Below are 24,285 nucleotides of genomic sequence, written 5' to 3' on the forward strand. Positions count from 1 at the left end.
AAAGGTAGGCACCGGGCCTCGATCACGGGTGAAACTGAGCCCGTGATCGAGTTCCAGGCCGTGGTCGAGGCATACCATTCCACGCCGTTTCCGCAGTGGTCCGTCGCCGACCGGCCATCCGACGACCTCATCGTGCTGACCGGCGGTCTCACGGAGCCCGAGGTCGGCAAGGCGATGGCCGTCATCGCCGACTACAACCAGCGCGAACCCGGCTCACCGGACGCGCTCAGGCTCCTGCGCGACCTGTCCGCCGCCGAGCGCGTGGTCGCGCCCGGCGGCCTGCGCGTGCGCGACACCACCACCGGCGTCACCATCGAACCCGGTTGCTGCTGCGGCGTCGAAGACTGGCGCGACTGGTTCTACCTGGTCCGCGGCGCCGAACCCTGGCTGGGCCACGACCCCGAGCCCGAACTCGACTTCGTGCCGGGTATCGCCCGCCTCTGGCCGGAGAACGGCCGCGAGAACGGCACCCCGCCCGTCGAGATCCGCCTCGCCGACCTGCCGGCACACCTCGCCGTGATCCAGCGCGAACTGCTCGATTTCCTCGACCTGGTACGAAAATGGGCCGAGCCTTACGGCCCGGCCCTCGCCGCCGACCTGGTCGCCGCGCTCGACGACCACTTCCACATCAGCGAACCCTTCGACTAAGGGGTCGTGAGTGATACGGCCGGTTCTAACCGGCCGTATCACTCACGACCCCGAGAAGCGTCCTCTAGCCGACCTTCTGCGCAGCCGTGTTTCGCAGGCGCACCCTCGATGGTCAACGCGCTTGCCTCTTGGTCGGGTCGTGAGCGTTCCGGGCGGTTAGAACCGGCCGCAACGCTCACGACCCCAGGCCCTTTTGGCGGGGTGCGTGCTTTGGGCGACGCAATGGCACTCACCCGTGTATGAGGGGAGCCTTCATACACGGTCGACCGGGTGGGGCCTCCCTCACCCGACTCGGGTTGGTGAGGGGGAGCCTTCACTTGGGTCGGACCGGTGAGGGGAGCCTTCACCCAGATATACGGATGAGGGCCTCCCTCACCCGAGGAATCGGGTGAGGGAGGCCCTCACGCAACGCTAGACCACGCCCCTGGAGCGGGCGGGCCGCCGAGACCAGCGTCGTGAGTGATACGGCCGGTTCTAACCGGCGATACCACTCACGACCCCGAAGCGTTTTAGCCGATCTTCTGCATGGCGGCGTTCAGCTTCTGGAGCGAGCTGGGGATGCCGAGCAGCGTCGGCGCCCGCAGCTGCGTGATCGCCTCCATGTCGATGACCAGGTAGTTGCCCTTCTTGATCGCGGGCAGGTCCTTGACGAGCTGGTTGTCCTCGACGGCCTTCTGCAGGTCCGCGCCGGTGTAGGCGATGACGATCAGGTCGGCGCCGAGCTTGTCGTACTGCTCGGGGCTGAGCGAGCCGGTCGGGCTGCCCGCGGTCTCCTTGGTCGCGGTCAGCGCGGACGGGCTCAGCTGCATGCCGAGCTCCTCGATGAACTTCACCGCGAAGTCGTCCTTCGACGCGAGTGTGAAGATCTTGCCGGGCGTGTTGCCGACGGAGACGGTGAACGTCTTGCCCGCCGCCTTCGCGTTGTCGGTCTTGACCTTCGTGATCTGCGCGGTGGTGTCGGCGATGAGCTTGTCGGCGTCAGCCGCCTTGCCCAGCGCCTTGCCGACGACCTGGACGTGCTGCTGCCAGCTCTGGCCGCCCCACTCCTTTTCGTAGCCGATGGTCGGCGCGATCTTGTTGAGGTTCTCGTAAACCTTGTCAAGACCGAAGGCCGCCGACGCCAGGATCAGGTCGGGGTTGAGCTTGCCGACCTGCTCCGGGTCGAGGCCGGCGCCGGTGTTCACGATCTTGGTCTTGGCCGGGTCGAGCTTGCCCTTGAGCCAGGTCGCGACGCCGTCGGGCTGGGTCTGGCTGTCGGAGAAGAATCCGACCGGGGTGACCCCGAGCGCGAGCGCCGCGTCCAGGTCGTCGGTGTAGGTGCCGACCACGACGACACGCTCGGGCGCCTTCGCGACCGTCGTGCTGCCGAACTTGTGGGTGATCGTCACCGGGAAGGCGCCCGGCTGGGCCGACGAAGACCCGGCGGCGGGCGTGGTCGGCTTGTCTTCGACGTTGCCACACGCGACGAGGGAAAGAGCGAGCGCACCGGCGGTGAGCCCGGCCAGAAGGCGGCGGGACATAGGGGACCTTTCGGGGGTTTTCTTACTGGTGGGACTTGAGGTACCCGCCCATGGCGGGGAAGAAGGCGGTGGCGTCGTGCTCGACGCCGTCGTCGGTGCGGACCCGCTCGATCAGCAGGCCGCGCTTGTCACCGCGGCGCGCGTCGGCGCCGGCGACGATGACGATGCCCTTGCCCTCACGGATGAAGATCCGGCCGGGCGTGCCGCCGTAGCGGCCTTCGGACACCGACGCGGCGGTGATCCGCACCCGCTGTCCTTTGTGGAACGCGTAGGCGTTCGGATACGGGTCGGACTGCGCGCGGACGAGCCGTTCGATGTCCTCGGCGGGCCAGGTCCAGTCGATCCGGCTGTCCTCCAGCGAGCGCTTGTGGAAGAAGCTCGCCTTGCTGCGGTCCTGTTTGGTCAGTACCGCCTCACCCGACGCGAGCAGGTCGAGCGACTCGGCGACGATCGGGCCGATCAGGTCGACCGTCTTGTGGAACAGGTCCGTCGTGGTGTCGCGCGGGCCGACCGCGATCGAGCGCTGCAGCACGACGTCGCCCGCGTCGAGCTCGTCGTCCATCATGTGGGCGGTCACGCCGACCTCGGGCTCGCCGTTGATCAGCGCCCAGATCAGCGGGGAAAAGCCCGCGTAGGCCGGCAGCAGCGAGTCGTGCACGTTGAGCGTGCCGAGGCGGGGGAGTGTGAAAATCTCCGGCGGCAGCCAAGTTCGCCAATTGTTCGCTACGATGAGATCCAGGTCGGCGGCGCGGAGTTCGTCCAGCAGATCGTCGGGCCGGTTGCGGAGCAGTACCGGGATGCCGTGTTCGGCGGCCAGGTCGGCGACGGAGTCGGACCAGATCTTCTCGTAGGCGTGGTCGCTGGCCGGATGGGTCACGACCAGCGCGACCTCGTGCTCCGACTCGATGAGTGCCTGCAGGGTGCGGTGGCCCCAGGTCTGGTAACCGAACAGCGCGACCCGCATGGGTCTCCTCCTTGACGTCTGGGCTCGGCAAACCCCGCAAGTGAAGCAAGCCTAACCTAACGATGCAAGGCTTCCTCGCGGGACGAACATCACCCTCGAATGCACTAGCTGAGGCTAGCCTAACTTAGGTTAGGGTTTCCTCTGTCAATCGTCTCTGCGAGGGGAATCAAATGCCACAAGCTCTGCCCGGTGACCACGTTCCTGTGTACGACGTCGTCGGTGTCGGCTTCGGTCCCTCCAACCTCGCGCTGGCGATCGCGCTGACCGAGCACAACGCCACCGCCGCGCGGCCGGTCACGGCGCACTTCCTGGAGAAGCAGGTCAGGTTCGGCTGGCACCGGGGGATGCTGATCGACACCGCGACCATGCAGGTGTCGTTCATGAAGGACCTGGTCACCATGCGCAACCCGACCAGCTCCTTCTCCTTTCTCGCCTATCTGCACGAGAAGGACCGCCTGGTCGACTTCATCAACCACAAGAACCTCTTCCCGCTGCGGGTCGAGTTCCACGACTACTTCGAGTGGGCCGCGGCCAAGGTCGACGACCTGGTGTCCTACTCGTCCGAGGTCACCGAGGTGCACCCGGTCGTGGTCGACGGCGTCATCGAGTACTTCGACGTCCGCGCGGTCGTCGCGGGCGAGGCGAGCGAGTTCCGCGCGCGCAACCTGGTGCTGGGGACCGGTCTGCGCCCGAACCTGCCCGAAGGCGTCACGCGCACCGACCGCGTCTGGCACAACCACGAGCTGCTGCACCGCGTCGACGAGCTGAAGTCCGCGTCCCGCTTCGTCGTGGTCGGCGCCGGTCAGAGCGCCGCCGAGGTCACCGCGCTGCTGCACGACCGGTTCCCGCAGGCCGAGATCTGCGGGGTCTTCTCCCGCTACGGCTACAGTCCGGCCGACGACAGCTCGTTCGCGAACCGCATCTTCGACCCCGAGGCCGTCGGGCACTTCTACGAGGCGCCGGAGGAGGTCAAGGAGCGGCTGATGCGCTATCACGGCAGCACCAACTACTCCGCGGTCGACATCGAGCTGATCGACGATCTCTACAAGCGGGTCTACCGCGAGAAGGTGCTCGGCGTCGAGCGGCTGCGGTTGTTCAACGTCTCTCGCCCGGTCGCGGTCACGGAGAACGAGGCGGGCGTCCAGGTCACCGTCGAGTCCTTGGTGGACCGCGCGCAGACCTTGCTCGACGCCGACCACGTCATCTACTCGACGGGCTACCAGCCCGCCGACGCGTCACCGTTGTTCGGCTCGCTCGAATCGTTCTGCAAGCGCGACGACGCGGGCCGCCTGGTCGTCGAGCGCGACTACCGCGTGCGCGCCTCGGCTTCGCTGCGCGGCGGGATCTACCTGCAGGGCGGCACCGAGCACACGCACGGCATCACGTCCTCGCTGCTGTCGAACACGGCCGTGCGCGTCGGCGAGATCCTCGGCTCGATCCTGGACCGCCGGTCGGTCCAGGCGGACGAGCCCGTCTACGCGATCAGCGGGCGCTGACCCGCTCTGGCGCTGGCTCGCCGAACCGGGCCAGCGCCAGCGCCGCCGCGACGGCGAGCACGAACCCCGCGATCGCGAGCGGCGCGAGCCCGGCCCGCGTCCGGTCGCCCAGCACGATCACCCCGATCAGGCTCGGCAGCACCGTCTCGCCGATGACCATCATCGCGGTCGCCGTCGTCACCCCGCCGCGCTGCAAAGCGCTGGCGTAGAACAACATCGCGAGCCCGCCTGCCACCGCGACCACGTACACGGCCGGATCGGTGAGCAGATCGAAGGGCGCCACGCTCGGAATGATCCGCCCCGCGATGGCCACCATCCCGAAGCACAACCCGGCGATCAACCCCAGCGCCGGCGTCCGGACGCTTTCCTTGGCCCGCCCCAGCAGCATCCCCGCGATGCCCAGCACCACGACCGTCCCGCCGAGCCCGAGATGGAACGCGGTCCCGACGCTCGCCGTGCCCTCGCTCTCGGCCGACGCACCGAGCAACGCGAGCCCGAGGCAGACCACGGCGATCGCCGTCCATTCGCGACGCCCCAGCCGCACCCCGAGCTTGATCGCCGCCACCGCGGTCACCGCCAGGCTCGCCGCGAGCGCCGACTGCACCACGAACAACGGCAGCGTCTGCAACGCCGCCAGCTGCGCGACGAACCCGAGCACGTCGAGCCCCAGCCCGGCCAGGAACTTCCACTGCTTGAGCACCCGCACCAGCAGCCGGGGATCGACCCGGTCGCCGTCGCCCTCGGTCGCGCGGGCGGCGACGGCCTGCATCACCGACGCGATCCCGTACGCGCAGGCGGCCAGCAACGCGCAGATCAGTCCCCACCACATGCGATCACCTTATGCCCGCCGGGGTAACGCCGCCTTGATCGGACTCGATTCCCCAGGAGTCTCTGGGGAGGAGCCGACGATGATGGGGCGGCACTGGTTCAAGCTGTTCTACTGCGTTCTCGGTGCCGGGCTGTCACTGTGGACCGGCGACTGGTGGTGGCTGGCGTGGGCGGTGCCGATCGCCCTCGTGCTGACGATCGCGCTCGTGCTGTCTGGGCACTCCCGGGAATTCACGGTGCGGAGACGGTTGCGGCAGATAGCCGAGCTGGCCGACCGGATCGGCGCCCGCGAAGGCGAGGTCGTCTCGGAGCATCGGCAGCGAGATGGTGTCATCGGCATCGATCCACGGCTCGACGTGGTCACGGTGCGCGAAGGCACTGAGGGGGATTTCCGCGAGAAGCTGATCCGTGCCGCTGCCTCGGCTGGATACCATCCGCGGCCCAACGGCATTTTCGACAGTGTGGCCGGGCCGCTGTACATACTGGTCCAGACCGCGGTGGGCAGGTCGTTCGAGTGCGACATTCCCGAGGGCAAGGTCCGCGTCATGATCATGATCGGTACGCGGCGATGATCGCGCTAACCGGCCACCAGCTGGACCAGCGCGCCGCCCAGTAACGCGCCGCCGAGCCCGGCGACCACACTGATCATCACGTTGGCGACGGCATGGAGCTTCGCGCCGGTCTCGGCCAGTCGCAGCGTCTCGTACGAGAACGTCGAGTAGGTGCTCAGCGTCGCGCAGAACCCGGTGCCCAGGAACAACTGGACCCACTGCGGGACGGCACTGGAGCCGGCGGCGCCTGCGAGCCCGCCGAGCACGAAACACGCGATCATGTTGACCGTGAAGGTGCCCCACGGAAACGCCCCGCCGTGTCGTGCCTGCACCGCCCGGTCGGTCAGATAACGCAGCGGCGCGCCGAGGACGGCTCCGGCGATGACGAGCAGCCAGTTCACGCGGTATCCCTCCGGGTGAGCGCGGCGCGGGCCAGCGCCGCCCCGGCCCAGACGGCGGCGAGCGCGGTCAAGATCGTCGTCATCAGGTAGATCATGGCGGTGACGGCATGGCCGTTGCCGATCAGGCGCTGCGCGTCGACCGCGTAGGTCGAGAACGTGGTGTAGCCGCCGATGATCCCGGTCCCGACGAACGGCCGGACCAGCGCATGCACGGTCGCGCGTTCGATGATCAGCACCAGCACGAAGCCCAGCAGCGCGCTGCCGGTGACGTTGATGGCGAGGGTGGTCCAGGGAAACGCCGTCGCCTCGGTCGGCCAGAGCAGCGTCGCGCCGTAGCGCGCGCACGCGCCGATCGCGCCGCCTGCGGCGATCACCGCGAGCGTCGAGGCGGGCACCTTGGTCATCGCCGTCCAGTGTAGACAGCGGGCCGCTGCTGGTAGGGTCCGGCCATGTCGAACACGAGTTCGAGCGTGGAGCGCGCATGGCCCGAGACGCTGGCCGACGACGAACTGCGCCTGCAATGGGAGTTTCTGCGCTTCTTACGCGCGACAGCGGTTAACAAGGTCTCAGGGCTTTCGCGTTCCCAGGCGATCGCAGCGCCGCTGGCGACTTCGCCCGGCATGAGCGCGCTCGGCGTTATCAAGCACCTGACCGCGGCTGAGCGCTGGTGGTTCTCGATCGAGGGCGGCGGCAGCGACTTGCCGTCGTTGTGGGCGGGCAGTCCCGACCCGAGTTGGAACATCACCGACGAAGACACCCCGGCTTCGGTCGTCGCCGCTTATCAAGCCGAGTGGGCCCGGTCGGAAGGCGCACTCGTCGGCATGGCGGCTTCGGAACGTTCACAGCGCAAGGGCGAGTTCACCGTGCGCTGGCTGCTGGCGCACCTGGTCCAGGAGACGGCCAGGCACGTCGGCCATCTCGACTTCCTGCGCGAGATGGCCGACGGCGAAGTCGGCGAATAAAGGCTCGTGAGTGTTTTCGCCGGTTCGATGGTGAATTGCACCGGTCTTGTGTCCACAAAGGACGCCAGGCGTGAAATGTGGCCCGTTATGTCTTATTCGCGTGGTTGTGGTGGAGTCTTGGACGTGACGAAGGGGGCCCATGTCACGCTCAGCTTTACAAGGGTGGCCTTTGTGTGGTTCAGCCGCGCCCATCATGACCACCGCGTCGGGTTTCGCGTGCTCACGCGTCGTTGACAGCGCAGGCCAAGCCTTAACTGCCCGACACGAGCTTTTACTCCGAGGCGATCAGGTCTCGCAGCTCGCGCAGGGCCTCTTCGAGCTTCTCGGCGAACAAGGACATCTTGTCCGCCACCGGAAGTGGCGTGCTGAGGTAGATGTTCAGCCGGTCCTGCAGCAGCACGTACGCCACGCCGATGCATTTGCTGCTCGTCGAGCCGAAGCCGAAGTACTGGATGTTGTACGACGGCGCCGAGCTGGTGCTCAGGTAGTCGTCGCGCATGACCGTCCAGCCAGGGGAGTCGTACAGCGCCAACGGTTCCGTGACCTCGCCGCGCCGTTTCTGGATGAGCTGCAGCTCCCAGAGGTGCTGTTCGGGCGCGTCGCCCAGCTGGCATTCCTTCGCGCGGGTGACGTGTTTTGTCGCTGCCTTACGGAAAGCGGCGCGGCGGGCGGCAGCGTCCGCGGCCGGATCCTCCATGGTGGCCACGAAACGGATGGCTTCCGGGGTGACGGAGCGCATCGCCTCGGTGCGGCCGTTCTGGTACTGGCGGGTGGCGATCGACTCGTAGGTCGCGCCCTGCAAGCCTTTCGTGCGCTTGTGGGCGAGCTGGTACGCCATCTGCACGAACCCGTCCGGCGACATGCCGAGCTCTTTCGCTTTGGTGGCGCCGAAATCCCGGAACGAGAAGATCGACGTCGCGTTGTCGGCCGCGTACTTCGCGAACGCGGCCGCCGCTGCTTCGGCGTCGGCGCGCAGCGCGGGCGTCAGCTTGAATTCGATCGGCGAGAACGCGGGCGTGCCCTGGGAACGGGCGCCCGAGCGGGCCGACTGCTCGGCGGCGGGCGAGCCGAGCAGGGTGTCGGTGAAGCCGAGGATCGTGGTGCCGTCGAGACGGCAGTGCTCGACGTTGATGCCCGCCGTGCCGTCCGCGAAGACGATCAAGGACACCGCCTTGTCGAACCAGCGGTTGGCGCTGTCGCCGTGGAACAGGTGATCACACGCCTCTTGCGTGTCCTTCGGCGCGAAGTCCTCCAAACAGAGGCAGAACAACGCGGTCTCGACGGCGTCGAGTGCCTCGGCGTTGCCCTCCGCGAGCAGTTGCTGCCTGGTCGACGCCCAGTCGGCGCGGGCCTTGGTGGTGAAGTGTCCTGCCGAGGTCTCCGGGGTGGTGGCCGACTTCATGATCGCGTCGAGTCCGGCCACGAGGTCCTCGATCGAGTGCGGCACGCCGTCGGGGCCGATGACGTCCAGCCGGATCATGGCGCCGCGGAAGAAGACCACGATGTGCCGCTCGGCCGACGGTCCCGGCCACTCGTCGGTGTAAGGGGTGCGCGCGGTGTCCTGGACCTCGCCGGGGATGCGGGTGGCGGAGAACAGGAACTTGTGCTGCACCATCGAATGCGCCTGGCCGCGCTGCACGATCGGCGGCAGCAGCTCGTCGTCGAGCATGAGCTTGTAGTTGACCGCCGAAGCCACGAGCCCGGCGGCGCGCTGCAGCCGGCCCTCTTCGGATTCCTTGAACAGGAAGAAGAAGTTGGCGTTGAGCGCGATCCGGTCGCGGCGGCCGAGATAGCGCGACGGCCAGAACGTGTCGAGCCAGCTGTGCACGCCGTCGGACCCGTTGTACGCCTCGAGTGCGGCGTGCAGCTCGTGCGCGGGGCTTTCCGGCGCCAGGTAGGCCTTCACCGCGGCTTCGGTCGTCGCCAGCTCCTCGGTGCTCAGCAGCGGGGTGCACCATTCGAGGAACCGCGCGCAGGTCGCTTCCAGCGTCGGTAGCGGTACGCGCGGGAGGAGTTCTTCGTTGCCGAAAGTGCGGCTTGACCATTCCTGGCTGTTGTTCACGGGCATCCTCTATGTGGTGCGTGGACGGGAAAGGTAGAGCTGAGCGTAGAGCCAGCCGTCGTCTTCGAGTCCGCGTGGATCCACTCCGGCTGCCGTGAGCGTGCCGATCACCTGGGACTGTTCTTCCGCCGAGCTGAACCGACGCTGTTTGAACACACCTTCGACGGGCACGGTCTCGTAGCCCAGCTCGGCGAGTGCGTGCGCGATCGGCTCGTACGAGAACATCCGCAGCACGAAATGCGCCATCCACGGCCTGCGGCTGCCGTGCGCGGCGGCGACCCGGGAGATGGTCGCCTCGGTGACGTAGCCGATGCAGCCGGTCGAGACGACGATGTCCGCGGTGGCGAGCTGTTCCCGTTGCCGCTCAGTGGGTTCGTTGTGCTCCAGGTCGGCTTCGAGCGCGTCGTCGATGAACCCGGCCTCGAGCGCGTACGCGAGCGCGGGGCGCGAGCGGTCGAAGCCGATGAACCTGGTCTTGGCCAAGCCGAACCGGCGGCGGAGGAGATCGCGGTCGCGGGCGATCAGCTCGTCACGGCCGAGCGGGCTCTCGCTGTAGAGCTCGTACAGCTCGTCCATCGACGCGTCGCATCTGAGCAGCGCGGCGTTGACGCCGTAGGAACAGCCGATGTCGAGCACGGTCGGCTCGTCGACGTGGTGCGCCGCCCGGTATTCCTCGACGAACTTCGTGAAATGCGGTTTCGCGAGCTGCGGGATGCAGTAGTCCAGTTCACGCAGCGCGCTGAAGAAGGCGCGTGGATCGGGCTCCGTGTAGATGTGGTCGAACGAGGTCTTCGCGGCGTTCTCGGCGCGCACTGGTGGTCTCCCTCAATCCAGCAGCTGGTCACTCCGGACGGCGTTCCCCGCCGCGGCCAGGTGCTCGGGCAGCACCCGGCCGAAGAGCTGCCGGGTCCGTTCGACGCTGCCGATGACCCCCGGCCGCTCGCTGTAGGCGAAGATCGCCGAATGGCGTGCTGTCTCGCCGCCCACCGTACTCACCCGGTGCAGCGAATACCGGCCTTTGAACAGCTGAAGATCACCGGGTCGCAAGGAAAGCCGCCTGATCAGGTGGTCCCCGCGCCCCGCCAGCACGGCGCGGACGTCGTCGAAGTTCTCCTCGGCCGCCGAGCGGATGTTCGGGCAGTACTCGAAGACACCGCCCGTCTCGGATTCCTGCGTGAGCATGCTGACGGTGAACTCGTTCGTGTCGAAATGCCAGGGATGGGACAGCCCCGGTGACACCACGTTGAGCACCAGCCCGGACAGCGGATCGGCGAGTTCACACACCCGGGGGAGTTCGAAACAGTCGGCGACGAACCGCTGGAACAGCGCGCTCGTGTACAGCTGCTGGATCAGACAGTGCGCGGGAATGCGGTCACGCGCGACGAAGGCGTTGCCGCGCTCCATGGTCGTCCGGCCAGGATGACCTTCGGGCAGCGGCGTGTCGACGGCGATGTTGTAGGCGTTGACGGTCTCCACGTCGAAATGCGCGAGCGGCGCCACCTGCGCGCACTCGGCGCGCAACGCGTCGATCAGCGCCGGGCGCACGAAGTCGGGCAGCACACTGCATCCCGATTCCCGCAGTTCACGACGGGTCGCCGAGACCGCGTCACGCCAAGCCGCGCTCGCGGGCTCCGACAAGGGATAGCGGGCGGTGTCGATCACCTGTTCAGCAACCAGAGCCTCGGATGTGCTCATGGGTACCCCCGTCCTGGTTTTCCCGTGAGGTTACTGAACGGTAGGGGTGGACTCTGCCGCTGAACGGGTGTCGGTCAACGTGGCCTTCACAACTCGGTGCCTAGGTTCTAGGTCATGATCATTGAACGGGTCGAGGTGACCTCGCCGCTCGCGGACCAGGACGAATCGGTGTGGCCGCTCTCGATCCCGGCGATCCGCGACGTGGCCGAGAACGGCTTGGACTTCACGAGCGACCTGGTCGTGCTGGTCGGCGCCAACGGCATCGGCAAGTCGACGCTGCTGGAAGGCATCGCCGAGGCCTACGGGCTGGACGTGCGCGGTGGTCACGGCGGCCGGAAGTACTCGAGCGCGCTTGACAAGGGCCCGCTGGGCGAATCGCTCAGGCTGCACCGCGGCAAGAGCGGTTTCACCGGGCGGAAAGCGACGGGATTCTTCCTCCGCGCCGAGACCGCGCACGGCATGTTGTCGTACATGACGGAGTTCAACGTCGCGGGCTACGGAGACCGCAAGGCCGACGAAGTCAGCCACGGCGAGTCCTATCTGCAGGCCATCACCGGGCGGTTCAACGAACCCGGGCTCTATCTGCTCGACGAAGCCGAGGGTCCGCTGTCGTTCCACTCGACGCTCGCGCTGCTGAACCACCTGCGCGAGCTGGTGAGCACCCAGCAGGCCCAGGTCATCTACTCGACCCACTCGCCGCTGGTCGCCGCGCTGCCGGGCGCGCAGATCCTGGAGCTGACCGAGTACGGCATCGAGGAACAGAAGTGGGAAGACCTCGAGGCCGTCCGGCTGTGGCAGACGTTCCTGCGCAACCCGAGCCGGTTCTTCTAGGACACGCCCTAGCCCGCGGTGAGCACGTCGGCGGCCGCCTCCAGCACGGCGACGATCTCGTCGACGTTCAGCCGCAGCGCGCCTTCGCGGACGAACGGGGAGGGCAGCCGGTACCGCAGCGTCCCGTCCTGGGCCCACTCCGTGTCCAGGCCGTCAGTGGTCGGACCCCAGCGCGCGAAGTCGGGCATCCGCCCCGCCTGGTAGGCGGCGGCGTCCAGCCGCAGCGAGTGGGCGAACTGGGGCACGTAGGCCGTGTTGTCGAACGGGGTCGCGATGACGCCGTCCAGCCAGAGGGTGCAGGTGCGCAGCTGCGTCCCGTCGGACGGCCCGATCTCCAGCGCGAGCCGGGACCGGTCGCCGATGAGGATTTCCGTGGCGCGCCAACGGGAAACGTCCATGTCGAACTCGAGTGCCTCGGCGACGGCGTCCAGCGTGGCCGCGGTCGCGGTCACGTCGAGCGTGACCGACTCCGGCAGCCCGCCGAAGCCGAAGTCCTCCAGCGTGCGGCGCAGGTTCGGGTAATCGGGCGCGCGATCGGGGTAGGTGGTGTACACGCCGATGTTGCACAGCGTCGGAACGTGTGACCGATCCGGGCCGGACAGCCTGGCTCCCGCCAGGTAGATCCGCGCGGTCCGGTGATGCGGCGCGGCGTAGTCGGCGGGACCGAGTTCGACGGCGAAGGTCGCCCGGTCGCCGTGGAGCCCCGCGGTCCGGACGGCGAACGCGCCGAGCAACTCGTCGGGGTCGTCGTCGATGGCAGGCTCTCGCTCGGGCCGTCCGGCCAGGCACAGCAGGCTTTTGGCGCACTCGTGGCGTACTCGCGGGTCTTGGCCGAGCATCCCGCGATGCAGCGCAGCCAACGAGCGCGGATCGAGCGGCAGCGACCGGAGCGCGACGGCCGCGGCTACCCGATCGTCGGACGACCCGAAGCCTTCCAGCACTGCTGCGAACATGCTCAGCCGTTGTCGGCAGGCTCGGTGCCCGCCCGTTGCGCCGTGAAGACGTCAGGCAGCGGCACCGCGAGCTGGATCGGGATCGACCACGGAGCCGGCGGTGGGGGCGGGGTTTCGTCTTCGAGCATCGGAAGCCTTAAGAAGTCGGAGACATGGTCTGTGGCGGCTCGGCGAGTCTCGCCTGCTGGTCCTCGTCGGTGACGGCGACGCGCGTACTGGCTCTTCGCCGATCCAGCGCGCGTCTGAGCTTCGAAAGGACTGCCACGTCCGTGGTGTCCAATATCCGCGAGTACGGGATCTCGTCCGGGTGCAGCTCGCGCAGCAGCACCGCGGGCGGTGACTCGAAGTCGAGCGCCAGCACCTTGAACCGGGTCCTGGCGCTGAACACGATCTCCTCCGGCAGCCCGGCGACGCCCAGGTCGTCCGTGCGGCGGCCGTTGCGTGACCAGATGAGCAGGTCGACGTCCGAGCCGGGCACCGTGATCCCGGTGGTGGCCGAGGTCGTCAGGAACCCGGGTTCGGTCAGCACCTCGCCCTCGCCGAACGCCAGGTTCTCCTTGCCGGACAAGCGGATCGGGCGGTAGACGACGCCGCGGTGCACCGGCAGGCGGCGCAGTCCCGAGTTCAGGCAGGCCAGGTAGGCGGTCGGCACCGGCGTGCCCGCGGCGAGCTTGGCGTTGATCTCGACCGCGCCGAGCGGGCCGCCGCCGAGATAGCAGCGGACCGCCGCGAGGTCGGCGCGTTCGGCGGCGGGCACGGCCGGATCGGGTTCGAAGGAGGCCATCCGCTGGAACTCGGTCTGCTCGACCTTCGTGCTGCGGTGCCGCGCGTGCGGCATGGTGACCGGCTCGACCGCCACCGGCGCGGCCGTTCCGGCCTGCGAACCGGCAGGCACCTGCGAGAACTCCAACGCGCGCGCGTGGCCGCCCGCGGCCTCGGTCAGCATTTCCCGATCGGACTCGGTGACCCTGGCGAGGACGAGGATGCGCAGTCGTGCCAACGCGTCTTGCGGAAGTCCGGCCAGCAGTGACGACAGGATCTCCGGTGTCCAGCCCGGCAGCCCGGCACCGGGCAGCCCGACCGTCACGATGAACCGGTGCGGCTCGGCGGCCAGCAACGACGCGGCGTGCCTGCCGGTCGCGATGGCCGACGGGATGATCGCCAGCCCGGCGGGCACGACCTCGGCGACCGGGTCCCCCGGCGTCAGCTCGGCCGCCCTCGGCAGCCGGAAGACGCGGTCCTTGGCGACCACCCAGCCCGCGGGCGGCGGCGTGTACGCGAGCACGCGGATGCGGCCGTCCGGCTGATGGACCCGGATCGTCGCGGCATGCCGCAACAGGTGCCCGCCCTCGATGTTGTGCGCGATGAAGTGGACGGAACCGTCGAGCGCGTAGAGCGGCATGCCGGTGGCCGCCCGGACATCCTGGCCGAGCCTGCCCGCCAGCTCGGCGAGCCAGTCGGTGGTCGCGACCCGCGGAGTGTGCGGCACGAGTTCGAACGGCGTGCGCAGGCGCGTGAGCAGCGCGGCCGCCTGAGCGGGGGAGTAGCCGGCCTCGCCGGGCCGCCCGAGCACGAGCCGCGGCCGCGCCGGATCGACGGCGACCGCGTACGCCGGATCGACCGGGGACGTCGCCGCCGCCCCCTCCGGCCGGACGAGCAGCCCGGCCGGGATCGGCTCGACCGTCAGGCCCGCGACCATGACCGGCTCCTGCGGCAACAGGGCTTCCCACTCCGGCTGCGGGAACCGCTTGCCCCAAGGACGGCTGGTGTCCGACGGACGGAAACACCGCCAAACCCCGCCATCGACGAACAACAGCCCACCCGGCGCCAGCGACAACGCACCATCCGGCGCGAGCACCTCGACGCCGAGACTCTCGGCGAGCCGCTGCGGGAACGGGCTGCCGGTCTTGATCGGCCGTCCGAGTCCGGACAGAGCGAGCCAGACGCGCTTGACGGAGAGGTCCCGCTTCGCGGCTTGAGCGACGACCTGAGGCAGATCCCGGTTCATCAACGCGCCGACGGTGGCGGTCACGACGGCTTCACCCGGCACCGACGGCACGGCCGTGAACAGGGCATGCTCCCGGGCATCCCGATCACCGGGTACCCTGATGATGCTGTTCGCGCCGCACGGCTCGATGAACAGGGCCGAAGACATCAGCTCACTCTCGTTCACTCTTTAGTGGACACCGTAGCGGTCGGCGCGTTCGTCCACTCGGCCTAGTCCTGCCCAGCCTAGGGCTCGTGAGTGTTCCGGCCGGTTCTAACCGTCCGGAACACTCACGACCCCTACGCTGTGGGCCATGAGCGATCGCCTCTACTTCCGACAGCTTCTCGCAGGCCGCGACTTCGCGGTAGGTGACCCGGTGGCCACGCAGATGGTCAACTTCGCCTACCTCATCGGCGACACCGAGACCAGGGAGGCGGTGATCGTCGACCCCGCGTACGCCGTCGGCGACCTGCTCGACGTGCTCGCCGAGGACGACATGCGGCTCACCGGGGTGCTCGCCACCCATCACCACCCCGACCACGTCGGCGGCACGATGATGGGGTTCACGCTGCCGGGGCTTTCCGAGCTGCTCGCGCTGCAGCCGGTGCCGGTGCACGTCAACAACGCCGAGGCCGAATGGGTCCGCCGCACCACCGGGGTGTCCGACTCGGATCTGCGCGGGCACGACCACGACGACGTGGTCGAGGTCGGCGACATCCCGATTCGGCTGCTGCACACGCCCGGTCACACGTCGGGCAGTCAGTGTTTCCTGGTCGCCGGGAAGCTCGTCTCCGGTGACACGCTGTTCCTCGAAGGCTGTGGCCGCACCGACTTCCCCGGCGGTGACTCCGAGGCGATCTACGCGAGCCTGCGTGAGCTGGCCAACCTGCCGGGTGACCCGGTCGTCTACCCAGGTCACCAGTACTCGGCCGATCCGTCGGCGAACCTTTCGCACGTGCGCGACACGAACTTCGTGTTCCAGGCCCGCAACCTCGACGAGTGGCGGCGGATGTTCGGCTAGGGCGTGTCCTAGCAGAGAAAGGTCGCCCGGATCACCCCGTTCTGGCCGGTGTCCGGCCGGCCTTTCACAGCGTAGAAAGAGTGCAGACCTCAGAAAGGCTGTGCTCTTGTCAGTCGTGCGAAGGGACAGGCGGCGTCGCTGGGCGCTGGTCGCGGCGGTCGCCGTGACGCTCATAGCGGTGCCCGCGGCTGTCAAGGCCGTGGCGCCGTCGAGCGCGCAGGCGGACCCAGACCAGCTGCGCACGCTGATCCTGCGCTCGGCCCAGCAGCCTTATCAGGGCTATGCCGAGAGCGTCGGCTCCATGGCGCTGCCTGAGCTTCCTAACTCCGGGAGCCTCACCTCGCTTCTTAACGGCAAGACCAGGCTGCGTGCTTGGTATGCGTCGCCGGAAGAGTCCCGCGTCTCCGTGCTCACCGCCGCGGGGGAGCAGGACATCTACCGCACCATCGGGAACGCCTACAGCTGGGACTACGAGACGAACCTGCTCACCCAGCTGGTCGGCGAGCCGCCGATCCGCACCCCGCGAGCCGGCGACCTGCTGCCGCCCGAGCTGGCCCGCCGTCTGCTCGGTGCCGTTCCCGAGAACCCGGTGACGCCGTTGCCGAGCCGTCGCGTCGCCGGGATCGCCGCGCCGGGACTGCGGCTCGTGCCCGCCGATCCGGCCACCACGCTCGGTCAGATCGACGTGTGGGCCGACCAGGCCACCGGCCTGCCGCTGGCCGTCGAGGTCACCGCGCGCGGCCAGAACAGCCCGGTGCTGACCACCGCGTTCGCCGAACTCCAGCAGACGCGGCCACTGCTCGACTTCCCGGCGAGACTGCCGGGCAGCGGCTACAGCGTCACGAACGCGCCGGACATCGCGTACGACCTCGGCGCGCTGGCGCGGGTGCAGCTGCCGGGCAAGATCGCCGGGCGTGAGCTGCGCACCGGCGCCGAGGACTCGCAGGGCGCCGGCGTCTACGGCGCGGGGCTCGCGGCATTCGTGGTGGTCGCGGTGCCGCGTGACCTGGGCGCCGCCATCGCGGACGCGGCGGCCAGGGCGGGCTCTTCGCCGGTCCAGCTGAACACCGGGAACGGGCAGGCGTTGCAGATCTCGCCCGCGTCGCTGCTCATCGTGCGCTCGACGAAGAACCGGCGCTGGTTCCTGCTGGCCGGCACGGTCACGCCCGGCCTGCTGCAGCTGGCGGGCACCGAGCTGTGCGGGCTGCCCCGATGATCGTGACTCACGCGCTGACCAAGCGCTTCGGCGGGCTCACCGCCGTCGACTCCGTGAACCTCTCGGTCGCCGAGGGCGAGCGCTACGGCTTCCTCGGGCCGAACGGCTCCGGCAAGACCACGCTCGTCCGTATGCTGCTCGGCCTGGTCTACGCGACCAGCGGCGAGATCGAGATACTCGGCCGCTCGGTGCCGAGGCATCTGTCCGACGCGCTGCCCGAGGTCGGCGCGCTCGTCGAAGGCCCGGCCGCGTACCAGCACCTGTCCGGGCCGCGCAATCTCGAACTGCTCGACGCGTCGGGCCGCGGTGGCCGTCGCACGCGGCGCGCGCGGGTCGAGGAGGCGCTCGAGCAGGTCGGCCTCGCCGGGATCGACCGGCGCCCGGTGAAGGCGTACTCCCTGGGCATGCGCCAGCGGCTCGGGCTGGCGGCCGCGCTGCTGCGCAAGCCGCGCCTGCTGATACTCGACGAGCCGACGAACGGGCTCGATCCCCAAGGCATCAAAGAGATCCGGGAGCTGCTGATCGGGCTCAACCGCGATGGCACGACCGTGTTCCTGTCCAGCCATCTGCTGTTCGAGGTCGAGCAGCTGTGCACCCACGTCGGCGTGGTCGACCGGGGCAAGCTGGTGCTGCAGGACGAACTCGGCGCGATGCGGTCGCCGACCGGCCGGGTCACCGTGCAGACCCCGGACGCGTCCGCGGCCGTCCTGCTGCTCGACGGCCAGCTGGAGCATCGCGAGGGTGACCGCCTGCTCATCCGGCATCCCGATCCGGCGCGGCTCAACACCTGGCTGGTCGAGTCCGGGGTGCGCGTCGCCGCGATCGAGCCGGAATTCCGTTCGCTGGAACAGGTCGTGCTCGACGCGACCAGCTCCGGCGCCGACCGGTTCGACGGGAGCAAACCGTGATCGCCGTCGAACTGCGCAAGCTCGCGCTGCGCCCGCGGGTGTGGGTCAGCGTCGTGCTGCTGTGCGCGCTGCCCGCGCTGGTCGCGGTCTTCCTCGCCACCGCGGACTTCGCGCCGCCGCCCGGCCAGGGCGGCGCGTTCCTGTCGGCGGTGATGAGCAACGGGGCGTTGTATCCGGCCGCCGCGCTCGCCTTGGTGCTGCCCGTTTTCCTGCCGATCTCGGTCGCGGTGCTCGCCGGCGACGCCGTCGCGGGTGAGGCGGCAGGTGGCACCCTGCGGTACCTATTGGCACGACCGGTGGGCAGAACCCGCTTGCTGGCGGCCAAAATGTGCGCGCTCGCGGTGTTCACGCTGATCGCCGTGGTACTCGTCGTGCTCACCTCTTACCTGCTGGGCACCGCGTTGTTCGGCACCGGCGCGGAGGCGGTCGGCCAGCCGGGCGCGGTGACCTCGCTGTCCGGATCGGCGCTGTCGACGGGAGATCTCGCGACGCGGCTGCTCGGCGCCATCGGCTACGTCGTCGCCTCGATGCTCGGCTTCGGCGCCATCGCGTTGTTCTTCTCGACGGTCACCGACTCGGGCCTCGGCGCGGCGCTCGGCGCGCTCGCGGTGCTGATCACCAGCTCGGTGCTGGAGACGCTCGACGCGGCCGCGGTCGTCAAGCCCTACCTGCCGACGCACTACTGGCTGGCGTGGATCGACTTCTTCCGCGACCCGCTGTTCTGGCGCGACATCACCAGCGGGCTCTGGCTGCAAGCGGGCTACCTGGTGGTGTTCTTCGGCGCGGCGTGGGCGAATTTCGCGACCAAGGACATCAGCAGCTAGGCACGCTCAGCGGCTCGGTGCCGAGCGCGGCCAGCACCATCCTGACCACCACGGGATGCGTCGGCAGCTCCGCGTGCTGCACGACGACGCCGGGGCAGACGTCCTGCACGGCGAGGTTGAGCGCGCCGTCCAGCTCCGCGGACTCCGGTGGCGTGACGGTCCGGTCGTCACGGCTCCACACCGAAAGCCAGGGCAGCCCGGCAGGCAGCTTCTCGGCGTCCATCCTGGCCAGCACCGGACTGCCCGGCGCGAGCTGCTGGCAGGCCAGCGGGCAGCCGCCCGGCACGATCGCGCCGCCGATCGCGGCGACCCGCGTGCCGTGCAGCGGCGCGCCGAGCGTGATGATCCGCCGCGCCTGATGCGCGCCGTCGCGGCTGGTCCACAGCCTGGCCACGACCCCGCCTGCCGAGTAGCCGATGACGTCGACCGACGGCGCGTCCGCCGCCGCCTCGCTGAGCACCTTGACCTGGGCGAGCAGGTCGCCGGTGCCGTCACCGTCCAAGGTGAGCACGCGGGTGTCGCGGCCGGTCTCCTCCCGGATCCGGTCGGCCAGCGCCTCGAGCGCGTCCCGTCCGCCGCCGTAGCCGGGTACGAGCAGCACCGGGCCGAGGCGGTCCTGCGACGGCCGCCCGGTCTGCGGCGCGCCGGGCCGCAGTGCGCTCACGGTCACCCAGGCGGCGAGCAGCGCGAGAACCACGGTGAGGATGCCGAAGAACAACCGCCTGCGTGGGCTCACCCGTTCATGATGGCAGCGATCTGCCCCGCGGCCTCCGAGACGAGCTCACCGAATTCGGGCAGTTCCGCCTCGGTGACACGGCTCATCGCACCCCAGACACTCACCACGCCGAGCGGGCGGCCGCGCGTGCCGAGCACCGGGGCGGAGGCGCCGAACAGGTCGTCCTCCATCTCGCCGACGCTGACCGAGTACCCGCGCTCGCGGACGCGGGCGAGCACGGTGCGCAGCTCGCGCCGGTCGACGATCGTCTTGGCCGTGTAGCGCTTCAGCTCGGCGGAAAGCAGCGTGCTCGCTTCGTCCTCCGGCAGCCAGGCGAGGTACGCCTTGCCGGTCGACGTGGCGTGCAGCGGCGCCTGCCAGCCGAGCCAGCGCGCGCTGAGCACCGAATGCGGGACGGCTTCGTCCACATAGGTCAGTCCGAACCGCCGTGGCAGCGCCAAATTCGCGGTCTCGCCGGTCGTGGCGGCGATCCGCTCGATGATCGGGTGCGCGCGGCGGACGAGTCCCTCGACCCCGGCTTCCGACGCCCAGCGCTCGACGGTGAACCCGATCGCGAAGTTGCCGGTCTCGGGGTCGCGTTCGAGCACGCCGTGGTGTTCGAGGGTGGCCAGCAGCCGCCACGCGGTCGCCCGGTTGAGCCCGCACCTGGCGCCGAGCGCGGCGGCCGACTCGCCGCCGGGCGGAGTGTCCGCCACCGCGTTGAGCAGGGCAATAGCCCGGTCGAGGGACTGCACACGAGCGTCGGCGTCCATGGCGGAATCCTTACTTGACGCGTCGATCCGGCGAACGTTACCGTTTCATTATTATGTGCAGTGTTGCACATTATGAGACGCGGGGGCTGGTGTGGTGGTTGCGCCGCTGTCGTTGTACGAGATCCGTGTCCCGAAGGAATGGGTCGACTACAACGGCCACATGACCGAGGCCTGCTACCTGGTGGCGGCGGGCGAGAGCGCGGACGCGTTCTACGCCTGTCTCGGCGTCGATCCGGCGTACCGGGAGACCGGGCGCTCGATCTACACGGCAGAGACGCACCTGCGGCACCTCGGCGAAGCCGTCGAAGGTGACGAACTCCGCCTGACACTGGAGCTTCTCGGGTTCGACGAGAAGCGCATCCACGTCTTCCACACCGTGTCGCGGCGCGGGGACGTGGTCGCCACGGTCGAGCAGATGCTGCTCCACGTGGACACGGTCGCCGCCCGCGCGACGCCGATGTCCGAAGAACTGCAAGGGAAACTGGCCGCGATCCACGCCGCGCACGCCCCGCTCGGCGTGCCGGACGGGACCGGCCGCGCCATCACGATGAGTAAGGAAAGCCGATGCGGTTCGACCTGACCGAGGAACAGCGCCTGATCGTCGGCACTGTCCGGGATTTCGTGGAGAAAGAGCTGTACCCCCACGAAGACGAGGTCGAGCGACTGGACGAGGTCCCGGCCGATCTCCAGAAGCAGATCACGGAGAAAGCGCTCGCCGCCGGGCTCTACGCGCCGAACATGCCCGCCGAGATCGGCGGTGGCGGGCTCGACGCGGTCGGCGTCGCGCTGGTCGAGCGCGAGCTCGGGCGCGCGGGCTACGCGCTGCACTCGCTGGTCGCGCGGCCGAGCAACATCCTGCTGGCCTGCGAGGGAAGGCAGCGCGACGACTACCTGCTGCCGACCGTGCGCGGCGAGCGGATCGACTGCCTCGCGATGACCGAGCCGGGCTCCGGCTCCGACGTCCGCTCGATGACCACCCGCGCGGTCCGCGACGGCGACGACTACGTCATCACCGGCGGCAAGCACTTCATCTCGCACGCCGACGTCGCCGACTACGTGATCCTGTTCGCCGCCACCGGTTCCGAGCGGACATCGCACGGTGAGAAGGCGCTGATCACCGGGTTCCTGGTCGACCTCGACTCGCCGGGCGTGACCGTGCGGCGCGGCCCGGCGTGCGTGTCCAACCGCGGCTACCACACCTGCGAGCTGTTCTTCGAGAACGTCCGCGTGCCCGCGTGGAAACGGCTCGGCGACGAAGGCCAGGGCTTCGAGCTGATGAACACCTGGCTCGGCTCCACCCGGCTCAGCGTGGCCGCGACCTGCGTCGGCCGGGGGCGGCGCGTGCTGGAACTCGCGCTGGACTGGGCGGCGCGGCGCGAGCAGTTCGGCCAGCCGATCGGCCGCTTCCAGGGCGTCGGCTTCCCGCTCGCGGACCTCGCGACCGAGCTGGAGGCGGCGGAGCTGCTGACGCTGCGTGCCGCCTGGAAGTGCGACCATGCCGTGATGACCGACTCCGACGTCGCGATGGCCAAGCTGTTCGCATCGGAGGCGCTCGGCCGGATCACCGACCAGGCGGTGCAGGTGTTCGGCGGGCTCGGGCTGATGGCCGAGACCAGGATCGAGCGGTACTGGCGCGACGCCAGGCTGGAGCGGATCTGGGACGGCACCAGCGAGATCCAGCGGCACATCATCTCGCGCGCGCTGCTGCGCCCGAGAGGTGCTTGATGGGCCGCCGCAACCTCCACCGGCTGCTCGCGCCACGGCACATCGCGGTCGCCGGGGGAGCGGCCGCCGTCGAGGTGATCAGGCAGTCGAAGCAGATCGGGTTCGCCGGCGAGATCTGGCCGGTGCATCCCGAGCGTGACGAGATCGCCGGCGTCCCGTGTTTCCCCGACGTCTGGGCGCTTCCCGAGGCGCCCGACGCGACGTTCGTTTCCATCCGCGCCCGGTCCACTGTGGATTTCGTGGCCACACTGTCCCAAGTGGACGCCGGTGGCGTCGTCTGCCACGCGTCCGGATTCGCCGAAGCCGGCGCGCAAGGTCTCGCACTGCAGAAGGAACTGATCGAAGCCGCCGGTGACCTCGCGGTGATCGGGCCCAACTGCTTCGGGCTGCTGAACTACGTCGACGGCGTCGCGCTCTGGCCGGACCAGCACGGCGGGCACCGCGTCGAGCGCGGCGTCGCGCTGCTGAGCCAGAGCGGCAACGTCGCGCACGGCCTCACCATGCACCGGCGCTCGCTGCCGATCGCGCACGTGGTGACCATCGGGAACGGCGCGTGCACCCACATCCCCGAGCTGATCGACGCGATGGTCGACGACGAGCGGGTCACCGCGATCGGCCTCTACCTCGAAGCCATCGACGACGTGCCGTCGCTCGCGCTCGCGGCCACGCGCGCGCTGCGCCGCGGTGTGCCGATCGTGGCGTTGAAGTCCGGCTCGTCGGAGCTCGGGGCGAAGACCAACCTGAGTCACACCAGCGCACTGTCCACATCGGACGACCTGTGCACGGCCCTGTTCGAACGCTGCGGCATCGCGCGGGTCGACGACCTCGTCGGCCTAGCGGAGACGTTGAAGTTCCTGCACGTCCACGGCCCGCTGCCGGGCGGGACGGTCGCGTCGGCCAGCTGCTCGGGCGGCGAGGCCGCGCTGGTGGCCGACCTGGCGTCTGCCCGAGGCCTCGAAATGCCGGACATTCCCTTTTCTGCGAAGGAAAAGCTGGTAGCCGCCCTGGGGGAGAAGGTCGGCGTCGCCAATCCGCTCGACTACCAGACCTACATCTGGGGCGACGCCGAAAAGCAACGCGATTGCTTCACGGGCCTGCTCTCGGCGGGCTTCGATCAGCACCTGCTGGTGCTCGACTACCCGAGGCTCGACCGCTGTCACGGCGAAGACTGGCACTCCACAGTGGACTCCTTCATCGCCGCCCGAGCGGCCACCGGCGCCCGCGCGTCCGTGGTGAGCATGCTCCCCGAGGGCATTCCCGAGGAGGTCGGCGCGAGACTGCTCGAAGCCCGCATCGCCCCGATGCAGGGACTGGCCGAATGCCTCGACGCGATCCGCGCGGCAGCCGAAATCGGCAGGGCCCGCGAGCAGGAACCGCCGCTCGCGGGCATCGAGCCGACCGGCCCGGTCCGCCAGCTCGACGAGTGGGAGAGCAAACGCGCACTGGCCGCGGCGGGCGTGCCGATCCCGCACGGCCTGGTCGTCGACGCGGACGAAGCCCCGGACGCGGCCCGCGAACTCGGCTTCCCCGTAGTGCTCAAGGCCGTTTCGGAGACGCTCGCGCACAAGACCGAGGCAGGCGCGGTCAAACTCGACCTGCGTGACGCCGAGTCGGTCCGCATCGGCGCCAAGTACCTGCGGCGCCTGTCGTCCCGGCTGCTCGTCGAGCAGATGGCGACCGACGTGCTGGCCGAGCTCATCGTCGGTGTCCGCGCCGATCCGAGGTTCGGCCTGGCCTTGACGATCGGCAGCGGCGGCACGCTCGTCGAGCTCGTCGGCGACTCGATCACGCTCCTGCTGCCCGCACGCCGCGACGACATTTCGGCGACATTGCGGAAACTCCGCGTCCATCGCCTGCTCACCGGCTTCCGCTCGAAGCCGCCTGCCGACCTCGCCACCGTCGTCGACGCGATCGAGGCCATCGCGGCCTACGCGATGTCCACAAAGGACAATCTGGTCGAGCTGGACGTCAACCCGCTGCTGGTCTTCGAGCACGGCGTACTGGCCGTCGACGCCCTGATCCGCATTAAGGACTCGTGAGCGTCGTGCGGCCAAATTCCTCCGTTCGCCGCAGCTGACCACCTGCGGACCGGGGTCGTGAGTGGTACGGCTGGTTCTAACCCAATGCCGGGTGGTTAAGGCTTGGCTTTGCGTTGTCACATCGACGCGTGGGCACGCGAAACCCGAGTTTGGGCCATCCACTGGC

At 69.2% G+C, this 24,285-nt stretch carries 25 protein-coding genes; 12 read left to right on the forward strand and 13 right to left on the reverse strand.

Translation table 11 applies throughout. The features are described from left to right. Positions 1 to 42: 42 nt before the first annotated feature. Positions 43 to 648, forward strand: coding sequence for a hypothetical protein (locus AB5J62_RS17105; protein WP_370949208.1), 606 nt, complete (start codon positions 43 to 45; stop codon positions 646 to 648). Between the two features lie 509 nt (positions 649 to 1,157). Here AB5J62_RS17105 and AB5J62_RS17110 read toward each other — a convergent pair. Then, complete coding sequence (locus AB5J62_RS17110) at positions 1,158 to 2,168, reverse strand: iron-siderophore ABC transporter substrate-binding protein (protein WP_370949209.1); 1,011 nt, start codon at positions 2,166 to 2,168, stop codon at positions 1,158 to 1,160. A gap of 22 nt (positions 2,169 to 2,190) precedes the next feature. Then, entirely contained in the window at positions 2,191 to 3,132 is a 942-nt protein-coding gene (locus AB5J62_RS17115; RefSeq protein WP_370949210.1) for a methionyl-tRNA formyltransferase, read from the reverse strand. A 170-nt stretch (positions 3,133 to 3,302) separates the two neighbouring features. Between AB5J62_RS17115 and AB5J62_RS17120 the strand changes: the two genes are divergently transcribed. Then, positions 3,303 to 4,628, forward strand: coding sequence for a lysine N(6)-hydroxylase/L-ornithine N(5)-oxygenase family protein (locus AB5J62_RS17120; protein WP_370949211.1), 1,326 nt, complete (start codon positions 3,303 to 3,305; stop codon positions 4,626 to 4,628). On the opposite strand, the gene AB5J62_RS17125 is transcribed toward AB5J62_RS17120, so the two are convergent. Continuing rightward, positions 4,615 to 5,457 carry a hypothetical protein gene (locus AB5J62_RS17125; protein ID WP_370949212.1) on the reverse strand — a complete coding sequence of 281 codons (843 nt, stop codon included), beginning with the start codon at positions 5,455 to 5,457 and terminating at the stop codon, positions 4,615 to 4,617. The genes AB5J62_RS17120 and AB5J62_RS17125 overlap by 14 nt on opposite strands. A gap of 79 nt (positions 5,458 to 5,536) precedes the next feature. On the opposite strand from AB5J62_RS17125, the gene AB5J62_RS17130 reads away from it, so the two are divergent. Next, positions 5,537 to 6,028, forward strand: a complete 492-nt coding sequence (locus tag AB5J62_RS17130; RefSeq protein WP_370949213.1) for a hypothetical protein — start codon at positions 5,537 to 5,539, stop codon at positions 6,026 to 6,028. 5 nt (positions 6,029 to 6,033) lie between these two features. Here AB5J62_RS17130 and crcB read toward each other — a convergent pair whose 3' ends face one another. Beyond that, positions 6,034 to 6,408 (reverse strand): fluoride efflux transporter CrcB, encoded by a 375-nt coding sequence (gene crcB / locus AB5J62_RS17135; protein WP_370949214.1) that lies wholly within the window; start codon positions 6,406 to 6,408, stop codon positions 6,034 to 6,036. Next, positions 6,405 to 6,812, reverse strand: a complete 408-nt coding sequence (locus tag AB5J62_RS17140) for a CrcB family protein (RefSeq protein ID WP_370949215.1) — start codon at positions 6,810 to 6,812, stop codon at positions 6,405 to 6,407. Before AB5J62_RS17140 ends, crcB begins: the two co-directional genes overlap by 4 nt. 45 nt (positions 6,813 to 6,857) lie before the next feature. Here AB5J62_RS17140 and AB5J62_RS17145 point away from each other — a divergent pair, with 45 nt between their 5' ends. Then, positions 6,858 to 7,370 (forward strand): DUF664 domain-containing protein, encoded by a 513-nt coding sequence (locus AB5J62_RS17145; protein ID WP_370949216.1) that lies wholly within the window; start codon positions 6,858 to 6,860, stop codon positions 7,368 to 7,370. A gap of 271 nt (positions 7,371 to 7,641) precedes the next feature. On the opposite strand, the gene AB5J62_RS17150 is transcribed toward AB5J62_RS17145, so the two are convergent. The 3 genes from AB5J62_RS17150 to AB5J62_RS17160 are packed head-to-tail and all read right to left on the reverse strand — an operon-like array spanning position 7,642 to position 11,127. Next, entirely contained in the window at positions 7,642 to 9,432 is a 1,791-nt protein-coding gene (locus AB5J62_RS17150) for a choline/carnitine O-acyltransferase (protein WP_370949217.1), read from the reverse strand. A 9-nt stretch (positions 9,433 to 9,441) separates the two neighbouring features. Continuing rightward, positions 9,442 to 10,245, reverse strand: coding sequence for a class I SAM-dependent methyltransferase (locus tag AB5J62_RS17155; RefSeq protein ID WP_370949218.1), 804 nt, complete (start codon positions 10,243 to 10,245; stop codon positions 9,442 to 9,444). Between the two features lie 12 nt (positions 10,246 to 10,257). Then, positions 10,258 to 11,127 (reverse strand): arpA protein, encoded by an 870-nt coding sequence (locus AB5J62_RS17160; RefSeq protein ID WP_370949219.1) that lies wholly within the window; start codon positions 11,125 to 11,127, stop codon positions 10,258 to 10,260. Positions 11,128 to 11,241: 114 nt separating this feature from the next. Here AB5J62_RS17160 and AB5J62_RS17165 point away from each other — a divergent pair, with 114 nt between their 5' ends. Continuing rightward, on the forward strand, positions 11,242 to 11,958 hold the full coding sequence (locus tag AB5J62_RS17165; RefSeq protein ID WP_370949220.1) for a hypothetical protein: 717 nt from the start codon (positions 11,242 to 11,244) through the stop codon (positions 11,956 to 11,958). Between the two features lie 8 nt (positions 11,959 to 11,966). Here AB5J62_RS17165 and AB5J62_RS17170 read toward each other — a convergent pair whose 3' ends face one another. Genes AB5J62_RS17170 through AB5J62_RS17180 form a run of 3 tightly spaced genes read right to left on the reverse strand, consistent with a single transcriptional unit; the run spans position 11,967 to position 15,066 of the window. Continuing rightward, complete coding sequence (locus tag AB5J62_RS17170) at positions 11,967 to 12,911, reverse strand: hypothetical protein (protein WP_370949221.1); 945 nt, start codon at positions 12,909 to 12,911, stop codon at positions 11,967 to 11,969. Between the two features lie 2 nt (positions 12,912 to 12,913). After that, positions 12,914 to 13,039, reverse strand: a complete 126-nt coding sequence (locus AB5J62_RS17175) for a hypothetical protein (RefSeq protein WP_370949222.1) — start codon at positions 13,037 to 13,039, stop codon at positions 12,914 to 12,916. 8 nt (positions 13,040 to 13,047) lie between these two features. Continuing rightward, positions 13,048 to 15,066, reverse strand: a complete 2,019-nt coding sequence (locus tag AB5J62_RS17180) for a hypothetical protein (protein ID WP_370949223.1) — start codon at positions 15,064 to 15,066, stop codon at positions 13,048 to 13,050. Positions 15,067 to 15,211: 145 nt separating this feature from the next. Here AB5J62_RS17180 and AB5J62_RS17185 point away from each other — a divergent pair, with 145 nt between their 5' ends. The 4 genes from AB5J62_RS17185 (at position 15,212) to AB5J62_RS17200 (ending at position 18,867) form a co-directional block, all read left to right on the forward strand. Continuing rightward, positions 15,212 to 15,919, forward strand: coding sequence for an MBL fold metallo-hydrolase (locus AB5J62_RS17185; protein WP_370949224.1), 708 nt, complete (start codon positions 15,212 to 15,214; stop codon positions 15,917 to 15,919). Between the two features lie 115 nt (positions 15,920 to 16,034). Next, complete coding sequence (locus AB5J62_RS17190) at positions 16,035 to 17,135, forward strand: hypothetical protein (RefSeq protein WP_370949225.1); 1,101 nt, start codon at positions 16,035 to 16,037, stop codon at positions 17,133 to 17,135. Beyond that, complete coding sequence (locus AB5J62_RS17195; RefSeq protein WP_370949226.1) at positions 17,132 to 18,043, forward strand: ABC transporter ATP-binding protein; 912 nt, start codon at positions 17,132 to 17,134, stop codon at positions 18,041 to 18,043. Before AB5J62_RS17190 ends, AB5J62_RS17195 begins: the two co-directional genes overlap by 4 nt. Then, positions 18,040 to 18,867, forward strand: coding sequence for an ABC transporter permease (locus AB5J62_RS17200; protein ID WP_370949227.1), 828 nt, complete (start codon positions 18,040 to 18,042; stop codon positions 18,865 to 18,867). Before AB5J62_RS17195 ends, AB5J62_RS17200 begins: the two co-directional genes overlap by 4 nt. On the opposite strand, the gene AB5J62_RS17205 is transcribed toward AB5J62_RS17200, so the two are convergent. Together AB5J62_RS17205 and AB5J62_RS17210 are read right to left on the reverse strand one after the other, a co-directional pair. After that, positions 18,857 to 19,603 (reverse strand): esterase/lipase family protein, encoded by a 747-nt coding sequence (locus tag AB5J62_RS17205; RefSeq protein WP_370949228.1) that lies wholly within the window; start codon positions 19,601 to 19,603, stop codon positions 18,857 to 18,859. The two genes, AB5J62_RS17200 and AB5J62_RS17205, sit on opposite strands and share 11 nt — an antisense overlap. Continuing rightward, the gene (locus tag AB5J62_RS17210) at positions 19,600 to 20,355 is read right to left on the reverse strand and encodes an IclR family transcriptional regulator (protein WP_370949229.1); all 756 of its coding nucleotides are present in this window, start codon (positions 20,353 to 20,355) and stop codon (positions 19,600 to 19,602) included. Before AB5J62_RS17210 ends, AB5J62_RS17205 begins: the two co-directional genes overlap by 4 nt. Before the next feature lie 91 nt (positions 20,356 to 20,446). Between AB5J62_RS17210 and AB5J62_RS17215 the strand changes: the two genes are divergently transcribed. Genes AB5J62_RS17215 through AB5J62_RS17225 form a run of 3 tightly spaced genes read left to right on the forward strand, consistent with a single transcriptional unit; the run spans position 20,447 to position 24,119 of the window. Then, a complete protein-coding gene (locus tag AB5J62_RS17215) occupies positions 20,447 to 20,935 on the forward strand; it encodes a thioesterase family protein (protein ID WP_370949230.1) in 489 nt (162 codons plus the stop codon). Next, positions 20,920 to 22,080, forward strand: coding sequence for an acyl-CoA dehydrogenase family protein (locus tag AB5J62_RS17220; protein ID WP_370949231.1), 1,161 nt, complete (start codon positions 20,920 to 20,922; stop codon positions 22,078 to 22,080). Before AB5J62_RS17215 ends, AB5J62_RS17220 begins: the two co-directional genes overlap by 16 nt. Further along, positions 22,080 to 24,119 (forward strand): acetate--CoA ligase family protein, encoded by a 2,040-nt coding sequence (locus AB5J62_RS17225; protein ID WP_370949232.1) that lies wholly within the window; start codon positions 22,080 to 22,082, stop codon positions 24,117 to 24,119. The genes AB5J62_RS17220 and AB5J62_RS17225 overlap by 1 nt, the downstream gene beginning before the upstream one ends. Positions 24,120 to 24,285: the final 166 nt, after the last annotated feature.

This window comes from Amycolatopsis sp. cg5 (assembly GCF_041346955.1).
In the GTDB taxonomy this organism is placed as follows: Bacteria; Actinomycetota; Actinomycetes; order Mycobacteriales; family Pseudonocardiaceae; genus Amycolatopsis.